Annotated in this window: 6 protein-coding genes; 3 read left to right on the forward strand and 3 right to left on the reverse strand. The window is 66.4% G+C overall.

All coding sequences use genetic code 11. From position 1 onward, the window contains the following. Positions 1-46: 46 nt before the first annotated feature. A complete protein-coding gene (locus C7389_RS18160; RefSeq protein ID WP_133594062.1) occupies positions 47-1,090 on the reverse strand; it encodes a histone deacetylase family protein in 1,044 nt (347 codons plus the stop codon). A 31-nt stretch (positions 1,091-1,121) separates the two neighbouring features. Next, positions 1,122-1,979, reverse strand: coding sequence for a formyltransferase family protein (locus C7389_RS18165; RefSeq protein WP_133594063.1), 858 nt, complete (start codon positions 1,977-1,979; stop codon positions 1,122-1,124). A 367-nt stretch (positions 1,980-2,346) separates the two neighbouring features. Here C7389_RS18165 and C7389_RS18170 point away from each other — a divergent pair, with 367 nt between their 5' ends. From C7389_RS18170 to C7389_RS18180, 3 genes are all read left to right on the forward strand, one after another. Continuing rightward, the gene (locus C7389_RS18170) at positions 2,347-3,465 is read left to right on the forward strand and encodes a GNAT family N-acetyltransferase (protein WP_133594064.1); all 1,119 of its coding nucleotides are present in this window, start codon (positions 2,347-2,349) and stop codon (positions 3,463-3,465) included. A gap of 2 nt (positions 3,466-3,467) precedes the next feature. Then, the gene (locus tag C7389_RS18175) at positions 3,468-4,760 is read left to right on the forward strand and encodes a lysine N(6)-hydroxylase/L-ornithine N(5)-oxygenase family protein (RefSeq protein ID WP_133594065.1); all 1,293 of its coding nucleotides are present in this window, start codon (positions 3,468-3,470) and stop codon (positions 4,758-4,760) included. 556 nt (positions 4,761-5,316) lie between these two features. Continuing rightward, positions 5,317-7,746 carry a TonB-dependent siderophore receptor gene (locus tag C7389_RS18180; RefSeq protein WP_211168572.1) on the forward strand — a complete coding sequence of 810 codons (2,430 nt, stop codon included), beginning with the start codon at positions 5,317-5,319 and terminating at the stop codon, positions 7,744-7,746. 97 nt (positions 7,747-7,843) lie between these two features. Here C7389_RS18180 and C7389_RS25030 read toward each other — a convergent pair. After that, positions 7,844-10,101, reverse strand: a 2,258-nt coding sequence (locus C7389_RS25030) for an amino acid adenylation domain-containing protein (protein WP_133594066.1), incomplete at its 5' end; no start/stop codon positions are given.

Below are 10,101 nucleotides of genomic sequence, written 5' to 3' on the forward strand. Positions count from 1 at the left end.
GCGTTTCCGCATCGCGCCGGAACACGGCGTCTCGGAGCTCGTGGCCTCAGGCAGCCTGCTCGAAACCCTGCAGCAGGTTGGCGGTATTGATGCCGAGCTCGTCCACCGCATAACCGCCCTCGAAGGTGATGACGATGGGCAGGCCCTGCGCCGCCAGGGTCTCGCCGATGCGGTAGTAATCGTCGCGCTTGAGGCGGAAGCCGGAGATGGGGTCGTGCTCGAAGGTGTCCATGCCGAGGGAGAGCACCAGCGCATCGGCACAGAAGCCGTTGATCGCCTGCAGGGCCTGGGCCAGCGCCTGTTGCCACTCGGGGTAGGCGGTGCCGCGCGGCAACGGCAGATTGAGGTTGCAGCCCAGCCCAGCTCCGGCGCCGCGCTCGTCGGCATGGCCGAGGTAGAAGGGGTATTCGGTGCGCGGGTCGCCATGGATGCTGGCGAAGAACACATCCGGCCGCTCGTAGAAGATGGCCTGGGTGCCGTTGCCGTGGTGGTAGTCGATGTCCAGCACCGCCACCCGGGCGGCGCCGCCGTCGCGCAAGGCCTGGGCGGCGATGGCGGCATTGTTGAGGAAGCAGTAACCGCCGAAGAAGTCTACCCCGGCGTGATGGCCCGGCGGCCGCGTCAGCGCGAAGGCCGCGCGCTCGCCGGCCAGCACCCGCCGCACTGCGGACAGGGCGCAGCAGGCGCCGCCGCGGGCCGCCGCCCAGCTGCCTGCGGTGAGCGGCGTGCCGGCGTCGAAGGAGAACAGGCCCAAGCGGGCGGCGAAGTTGTCCGGCAGCCGGTCGCTGCGGAAACCGCGTATCGGCCAGAAGGAGGGCAAGGCATCCTTGCCGGCATTGGCCGGGTCCAGCGCGATCCACTCCTGCCAGGCGGTACGCAGGAAATCCAGGTAGCGCTGGGTATGGACGCGGGCGAGCGGCGCGTCGTCGAAAGGCTCGGGCGCCTCGATGGGGCCGAGGCGGCGGGCGCGCAATTCGGCCAGCACGGTCTCGACCCTGTCCGCCCGTTCGAAACAGGGCAGCAGCTCGCCACGGAACATCTCCAGCCTGCCCTGGTGGCGCAGGTGGCTGGCGTTGTAGAAAGTGATCATGCAACGTGCGGGCAGGCCAGCGGGGCAGGCGTCAGCCGCGTTCCTCCATCCGCCCGTTCCCTGCCGCATCCATGCCGGCCAGGATCTCCAGGCCGCGGCGCATGGCGGGGAAGAGGCTGTTGTTGAAGTTGTTCCAGCGCAGTTCGAGGATGGTATCGGCCGGGTCTATGGGGGTCGCCAGCACGTCGGCGATCACTTCGCCGGAATCGATGCCGTTGTCCACGTAATGGAAGGAGGCGCCGGTCATGTTCACAGGCGGCGCCGCGGTCACCTCGCCAGTCTGCCAGTTCTTCCGCTCGCCGCGGGCGCCGTGCAGGGCGTCCAGCGTGGCGTAGGCGCCGCGGCGTTCGTAAGGCGATTCGATGCGGGTGATGCCGGGATGGATGTTGACGATGCGGCGGTGGAAGGGGCTGCCGGGGCGGACCAGCTCGTCGAGGATGACCAGCAGCCCGTCCAGCAGCACCAGGTCGGCCTTCACCTCCCGCAGCATCTCCAGCACCCGCTGCTCGTAGTCCCGCTTGCCGTCGACGCGCCCGGCGTCGGTCAACGGCAGCCTGCGGTAGGACGAAGCCACGGTATAGCGCAGGCCCTCCATGCGCCGCCCCTGTACGGTGAGCTGCGGCGGATAGAACCAGTGCTCGCCCTCGCCGCAGGTGAAACCGTAGCCGGCCAGCTTGTCGCAATCGCGGTCGGAATCGGGGTCATCGTCCGAGATGACGGCCTCCAGCGAATAGCGCTCGCCCAGCGGCGTGCCGTCCAGCAACTCCGCCAGGTATTGCAGCGGCGACTTCATGTAGCGCTGGCCGCCCTTGTAGGCGACCTGCTGGCCCGCCCTGTCGGCGGCAGCGTTGCGCAGTGACCACATGTAAACCAGACGCATCTTCGACATGGCTTTCCGATAGGGGCAGAGGTTCGGGCAGGAATGGACCGGCCGGCAGCCGTGGCCGGCCCATCCCCTTTCAAGCAGTGAAGACGATTCGCTTCGGCTTTTTTTTAGGCGGGGCGAGACCGGCTTGCGGCCTCGCTGCCCCCTGGGCCGCGCCAGGCGGTCACTTCCCATGCCCCCGTGCCGGCATCGACTAAACATCCCGCCATCGAACTCGTCATGCAGAACATGAGCCATTCCAGCCTCGGTCGCGAGGCAAGGGTTTTCGACTCATGACATAGGCCTGCCCACGCAGCGGGCGGGCCTCCAGGACCGAGGCCCGCCCGCAATGGCTGGCCGGCGACGACAAACACCGCATGAGGACCACTCGATGTCCACCCCATCCACACCGCCTGCCAGCGCCCTGGACTGGCAGGGCCTGCGCAGCCTCCTTTCCTATCCTGGCGGCACAGCCCACCAGGTGTTGCTGGACGGCAAGACCCTGCTGGTCGAGCCGAGAAACAGCGGAGAAGACGGCGCCCTCTCCCGCTGGGTCAGCACCGAAACAACGAGTGGCCTGACGCTGGAACACCAGGCGCATGGGCCTGCGCCTGCACTCGCCCATCTGCTGGCCGTGCTCGAAGCGCTGTTCACCTTCCATCCCGGGCAGCAGCAGGCCAGGGTTTCCCTGCCTCCAGCCCTGGCGCAGCAGGCGCTGGATGCCGGCATCCTCATCGCCACTCCGACGGACAACATCGCCCGGCGGGACATGCTGTGGCAGCGGCCGGAACTCTGGCTGGCGCAAGTGCCGCCGCCCTTCCCTTTCCGCTACGAACTGACCCAGGGCCGCCGCCACCCCTTGCGCCGGCCCAAGCCGAGCGGCCTGATCTACCAGCGCTTCATCCCCTGGCTGGGCAAGACCTTCTCCTTCCGCGCGCTGGAGATCGAGCGCGACCTCCCGCGCTTCAACCGCTGGATGAACGATCCGGAAGTGGCCAAGGTGTGGTCGGAGGAAGGCGATCTCGACAAGCATCGCCACTACCTGGAAGAGCTGGCCGCGGACCCGCACATCCACGCCATGATCTGCTGCCTGGACGGCGAGCCCTTCGGCTACTTCGAAGCCTACTGGGCCAAGGAAAACCGCATCTCGCCCTTCTGCGACGCGGACGACTACGACCGCGGCTGGCATGTGCTGATCGGCGAACCGGCGTGGCGCGGCAAGGCCTACGCCACAGCCTGGCTCACCTCCATCTCCCACTACCTCTTCCTCAGCGATCCGCGTACCCGCCGCATCGTCGGCGAACCGCGCATCGACCATGTCCAGCAGATACGCAATCTGGACCGCTCCGGCTACGCCAAGCTCAAGGAATTCGACTTCCCGCACAAACACGCCCAACTGGTGGTGATGCTGCGGGAGCACTACTTCGCCGACACCCTGTGGTGGCCACGCACCGAAGCAGCCACCCCTCCCTCCGCCGCACCCACCCACGTCTCTCCGCAAAGGAGTTGAGCATGCAGACCCACGATCTCATCGGCATCGGCTTCGGCCCTTCGAACATCGCCCTGGCCATCGCGCTGGACGAAAAACGCCATACCGGGCAACCGGTGGACGCGCTCTTCATCGAGAAGCAGGCCGGCTTCACCTGGCACCCGGACATGGTGCTGGACCACGCGCACATGCAGATCTCCTTCCTCAAGGATCTCGCCACCCTGCGCAACCCCACCAGCCGCTTCACCTTCGTCAATTACCTGCACGAAAAACAGCGCCTGCCGGACTTCATCAACCTCAAGACCTTCTACCCCAGCCGGCAGGAATTCAGCGACTACCTCGGCTGGGCCGCCGCCCAGTTCGCCGACCGCTGCGCCTATGCCGAAGAAGTGTTCGAGATCCTGCCCGAGCGGCAAGGCGATGAAGTCAGCCTGCTGCGGGTGCGCTCCCGCTGCGCCGACGGCAGCGTGCGCGAGCGCCTGGCACGCAACCTCGTCGTCAGCATGGGCGGCACCACCAACATCCCGGAAGCCTTCCGGCCCTTCAAGGACGAACCGCGCGTCTTCCACTCCCACAACTACCTCAGCCGGATCGACCAGCTCGGCCCGCTGAAGAAAGTCGCCGTCGTCGGTGGCGGCCAGAGCGCCGCCGAAATCTTCATGGAACTGCACGGCCGCGACGCCAGCACCCAGGTGGACCTCATCATGCGCGCCCGCGCCATCCGCCCCTCGGACGACAGCCCCTTCGTCAACGAGATCTTCAACGCCGACTTCACCGACTACGTCTACGACCGCAGCGAGGACGAGCGCACCCACCTGTTCAAGGAGTTCTGGCACACCAACTACTCCGCCCCCGACCTCGAACTGGTGCAGCAGATCTTCAAGGTGATGTACGAGCAGAAAGTCGCCGGCAAACAGCGCCACCGCCTGCTGCGCCGCCACCAGGTCCAGGAAGTGCGCGCCGGCGCCGACGGCCTCCACCTGCGCCTGCTCGACACCGACGGCCAGCTGGAACACGCCAACCGCTACGACGCGGTGATCCTCGCCACCGGCTACGTGCGCCATCAGCATAAGGCGGTGCTCGCCCCCCTCGCCCCCTACCTCGGCGACTTCACGGTGGACCGCAACTACCGCGTCCGCAGCACCCCCGGCTTCCGCCCCCAGGTCTTCCTCCAGGGCGCCTGCGAGGCTACCCACGGCTTCAGCGACACGCTGCTGTCGGTGACGGCGGTGCGGACGGAGGAGATCCGCTGCGCGCTGGAGGAAGGGCGGGCCCAGGCGCCGGCGCGTAGCCGGGCCGCAGCCCTGCAGGCCTGATACACGCCTCCACCTCACGGCCGCATGGCAGCAATCCGGCGGTTCTCGCAGAACAGGGCGAGAACCGCCGCATCCCGAGCCCGCGTTTTGGACAGCCTCCTGTTGCCCTCGCGAGCGGGCCCGCCCCCATCCCTGTCCTTCGCCCCTCACTGTCCTTCATCTCCTGCGGCGTTCGTCCGACGCCCGGAACGCGGCCCCCGGAGCCGCCCCAGAGCAGGACTCGATTCGGAAGGTTGTCGCGCCGGCTTTGAAAGCTCATGGCGCTCGCGAGGAGTTCCGACGGGTCCATCACGATGGCCGCAGGTGGATTCACCACTTCAGGTTCGCCCTGGACTTTTCCCCTGCAGCGCGACCGCCAGGCCCGGCACGCTCCTCTGCCAGCACGCCGGATTTGGCGATGACAGACGCCAGGCAGCGGGCGCTACTTCAAACGGCATACTCGGACGACAAGCCTCCCTTGTCCCACTCTTTGGGGGCCGTACGTCAACGGAAATGATTCTCATCAATCTGTCCTGTCATCCCGCAACCCTTCCTATTCCCTAAGCGAGACATTTCCATGCATTCCCTCCCCCCGCGGCAACGCCTGCTGGCCGCAACAATCTCCAGCAGTCTTGCCATTCTCGGCGCCCTGCCGCCTCTGCACGCCCTGGCCCAGGCACCGTCGCAGCAGGCCGAACAGTTGTTCACCGTCAACCTGCCGGCCCAGGCCCTGAGCCAGTCGCTGACGATGCTCTCGACGCAGACCGGGGTCCAGGTCTATGCGCCCAGCGACCTGGTAACCGGCCTCACCGCGCCAGCCGTCAGCGGCCGCATGAGCGCACGCGAAGCCATCAACAGACTGCTGGCCGGCACCGACCTGGCGGCGCTTACGAACGCCAATGGCAACGTGACCATCCGGCCTCGGCAAACCGGTGCCGTGGAGCGGGAACTACAGGAAGTCAGGGTTCAGGCAGCCTACGAGGAGAACGCCTGGGGGCCGGTCGAAGGCTACCTGGCCCGGCGCAGCGCCACCGGTACGAAGACCGACACAGCAATCATCGAGACGCCCCAGTCCATTTCCGTGGTGACCGCGGACTATGCGGAAGCGATAGGCGCCACCAATCTCAAGGAAGCCCTCAGCTATACCCCGGGGATCACGATCTCCCCGTATGGCAGCGACTCACGCTACGACTGGATCTATCTGCGCGGTTTCGACGGCTACAGCAGTCTCTATCTCGATGGCCTCCCCCTGCGCAATACGGGCTCTCTCAGCGTGTGGCGCACGGAAAACTACAACCTGGAGCGCTTCGAGGTATTACGCGGGCCCTCTTCCGTGCTTTATGGCCAGAACAGCCCGGGCGGGCTGGTGAATGTCGTCAGCAAGCGCCCCACGGATAAACCACTGCACGAACTCCAGCTGCAACTTGGCGAGGACTCCCGGAAACAGCTTGCGGGCGATTTCTCGGGTCCGGTCGATGAGGACGGCAAACTGCTTTATCGCTTGACCGCTTTGGTCAAGGACGCCGAGCTCCCAGCCGAGAGCATGGCGGACGACCGCTACTTCCTCGCCCCCTCGCTGACGTGGCGTCCATCCAGCGACACGAGCCTGACCGTGCTCTCCAGCGTCATGCGCGACCGGGCCGGCGTCTATACCCGGATCGCGCCGGTGGAAGGCACCCTGCTCTACAACCCGAACGGCAAGATTCCCTCCTCCAACTTCCTCAGCGAACCGGACTTCAACCAGTTCGACCAGGACCAATGGATGCTGGGCTATGCCTTCGAACATCGGCCCAACCAGAACTGGACCTTGCGGCAGAACGCACGCTACAGCCATATGGAAGTCGACTACTGGCAGGCTGGCACGAGGCTCTTCGTCCAGGTGGACGCCAGCAACCCGAGCAGCGCCGCCAACTACCGCAGGCGCTACCTGACGGTGAGCGGCACCCAGTCCGAGGCCTCCAGCTTCGTCATCGACAACCAGGCGGAAGGCAAGCTGAAGCTGGGTGAAACCGAACACACTCTGCTTCTCGGCCTGGACTATCAGCGTACCCACTTCGACGAAGCTTCGTACTCTCGACGCACTACGCTGACGATGGACATCTACAACCCGACCTATGGCGCTGTCCTGCCGATTCCGGCGCCTAACACGGATTCCGACATCCGGCTGTGGCAAACCGGGCTCTACTTCCAGGACCAGATCAAGTTCGGCGGGCGCTGGGTGGCCACCTTGGGCGGACGCTACGACTGGGCCAAGGTCGAGAGCGACGAGCATCTCACCCATACCGAATCGCGCCAGACCGACGAGAAATTCACCGGCCGCGCCGGCCTGGTCTACCTCGCCGAGAATGGCCTGGCGCCCTACCTGAGCTATGCCGAGTCCTTCGTTCCCAACGTGGCCGTCGACCCCGCGACCGGAAAGGCCTTCGACCCGGAGACCGGCGTCCAGTACGAAATCGGCTTGCGCTACCAGCCGCCTGGCCGCAACGACAGCTACAGCATCGCGGCCTTCGATCTGCGCCGGCGCAACAACATCACCACCGACGCTTCGTTCGTTCCCAGCCAGCGGGGCGAAGTGATCGTGCGGGGCCTGGAACTCGAAGCCCATATCCAGCCGCTGCCGCAACTCAATGTGAACCTCAGTTATTCCTACACCCCGAAAGCCGACGTGACCCGGAGCATAGACCCGAGCGAAGTCGGCAAGCAGGCGAACCCGGTTTCACGCAATCAAGCCGCGGCCTGGGCGGATTACCGCTTTCCCTTCGGCTTGAGGTTCGGCCTGGGAGCGCGCTACATGGGCCCCAACAGCGGCTACGACGGTAATGCCCCCAAGACCGTTCCTGGCTACACCATCTTCGACGCCATGGTTGGCTACGACTATGGTCCCTGGAGCCTGGCACTCAACGCGCGGAACCTCACCGACAAGACCTACTACAGCCAGTGCAGCTCCACGGTTTGCTACTTTGGAGACGAGCGCAAGCTCATCGCAACCGCCACCTACCGCTGGTAAGTGCCCCCGGGAGGAGCGGTGGCCGGGTGGCGCCGCTCCTCCTGTTCCCGGCCCCCTCCGCCCTGGGGCGGCCGGTTTCTTCGTCGCGCTTCCTGCGTCACCCATCCAACTGCAGAAGCCGATCCCTGACCGCCTCTATGAAAGCCGCGCTGCGGACTATCGTCAGGTGTCCTGTCCCAGGAACCACCGTCTGTGTCCGTATCGTCCCGTGCCGAGTCCAATCACGGGGAAAGACATGGCGCCTTTCCCATGCATCGGCGGCCAGCCACACATCCATCTCGACGCCGACCGTCCCGTAGTCGTACTCCATCAGCATCCTCTCGGCGTCCAGCAAAGCCCACTGCAAGTACTCTTTCGAAGCGTAGCCGGGGCCATCCAGCGGCATGTCATCTTCCGCCGCGAGCGCATTGGCCAGTATCTGATCGCGCAAGCCGGAGGGCAGACGATCCAGCAGGGCCTGCCACTGCACGGCCATCTCCGATCTGTCACGCCAGGCGTCCAGGCGCTTGCGGGCCGCGTCCTGCTGCAAAGCGGTCAAGGCCGGCGGGGACGGCAGCGCCGGAACGGCCACGTCGACCAGGCCGAGGAAATTCACCGGCAAATCGTGCGCAAGCTGACGAGCGGTCTCGAACGCCAGATCGCCCCCGAATGACCAGCCCAGCAGGGCGCAGGGGCCGCCCCGGGTCTCGCGCCTGATGTGCTCGGCATACCCAGCCGCCAGGCGCTCCAGAGAGCTGTGTTTCCAGCGCCGGGAGGTGAGCGCATGGCTGACGAAGGCATGGACGGGCCTGGTTCCCTGCAGCGCTTCCGCAAGCTGGCGGTACTCGGATGAATTCACGATCAGGCCGGGAAAGCAGTACAGAGGTATGCCCCGACCACCTTCGGCCAGGACGACCACGTCCAGCATCTCCGGCCCGGCAGCGGCCAGGGCAGCTTGATCGGCAAGGCGGTGATGGCGGAACAGTTCCGCAAGCGCCATTTCGGGCAGCCCGAGGATTTCCCGCGTACGCGGCAGCGCCCCGAGCGCCAGCAAGGAATGCCCTCCGAGTTCGAAGAAGCTGTCCTGCCGACCGACCCGCTCTACTCCGAGCACTTCAGCCCAGATCGCCGCCAGCCGTTCTTCGACTTCGCCTTGCGGCGCTTCGTAGGCTTGCTCGCTGCCCGCCTCCGCCTTCGGCAGCGCCTTGCGGTCTATCTTGCCGTTGGCGTTTAGCGGCAGCGCGTCCAGCACCATCAGCACCGACGGCACCATGTAGTCCGGCAGTTGCTCGCCCAGCTTGGTGCGCAGTTCCGCGGTGTCGATTTCCGCGCCCGCCTGGGCCGACACGTAGCCCACCAGCCGTGCCCCGCCCGGGCCTTCGTCGGCCACCACCACCGCTTCACGTACTTCCGGTTGGGCCAGCAGCTGCGCTTCCACTTCGCCCAGTTCGATGCGGAAGCCCCGGATCTTGACCTGGTGGTCTATCCGGCCCAGGTATTCCAGTTCGCCTTCCGCGTTCCAGCGCACCAGGTCACCCGTGCGGTACAGCCGCCCACCGGACTCGTCGTAGGGGTCGGCGATGAAGCGCTCGGCACTCAGGCCGGGGCGGTTCAGGTAGCCGCGGGCGAGGCCGACGCCGCCCAGGTAGAGCTCGCCGGCCACGCCGGCCGGCGTCAGGTTCAGTTCGCCATCCAGGACGTGGGTGCGGGTGCCGGCGATCGGGGCGCCGATGGGCACCAGGCTGCGGCCGTCGCCACGGCAGCGCCAGTGGGTCACATGGATGGTGGTTTCAGTGGGGCCGTACAGGTTGTACAGGCCGGCACCCGGCAGCCGTTGGGCGCAGGCTTCCTGCACGCCGGCCGGCATGGCCTCGCCGCCGCACAGGATGTGTTTCAGCCGGGTTTCCTGCTCGACGCCGTCGTGGGCGAGGAAGGCCTGCAGCATCGCCGGTACGAAGTTCACCGTGGTGACACCGTGTTCGCGGATGCGGGCGATGATGCGTTCCGGGTCACGATGCTCTTCCGGCATGGCCACCGCGAGGCTGACGCCGGCGCTCAGCGGCCAGAAGATCTCCCAGACGGAGACGTCGAAGCCGAAGGGGGCTTTGTGCAGGACGACGTCGGCGAACTGCAGCCGGTAGTGGTCCTGCATCCAGCACATGCAACTGGTGAGAGCCGCATGCCGCACCGCGGCGCCCTTGGGCCGTCCGGTGGAGCCCGAGGTGTAGATCACATAGGCCAGGTTCTCGCCGCTCAGCGGCACGTCCGGGTTGTGCGCCAACTCGGCCGTCAGCGCCAGCGTGTCCAGTTCCAGGACAGTGAGTCCGCTCGGTAGCGGCAGCAGTGCCCGAAGCGCGCGCTGCGTGAGCAACAGCC

Source organism: Azoarcus indigens (assembly GCF_004361735.1).
Classification (GTDB): domain Bacteria; phylum Pseudomonadota; class Gammaproteobacteria; order Burkholderiales; family Rhodocyclaceae; genus Azoarcus; species Azoarcus indigens.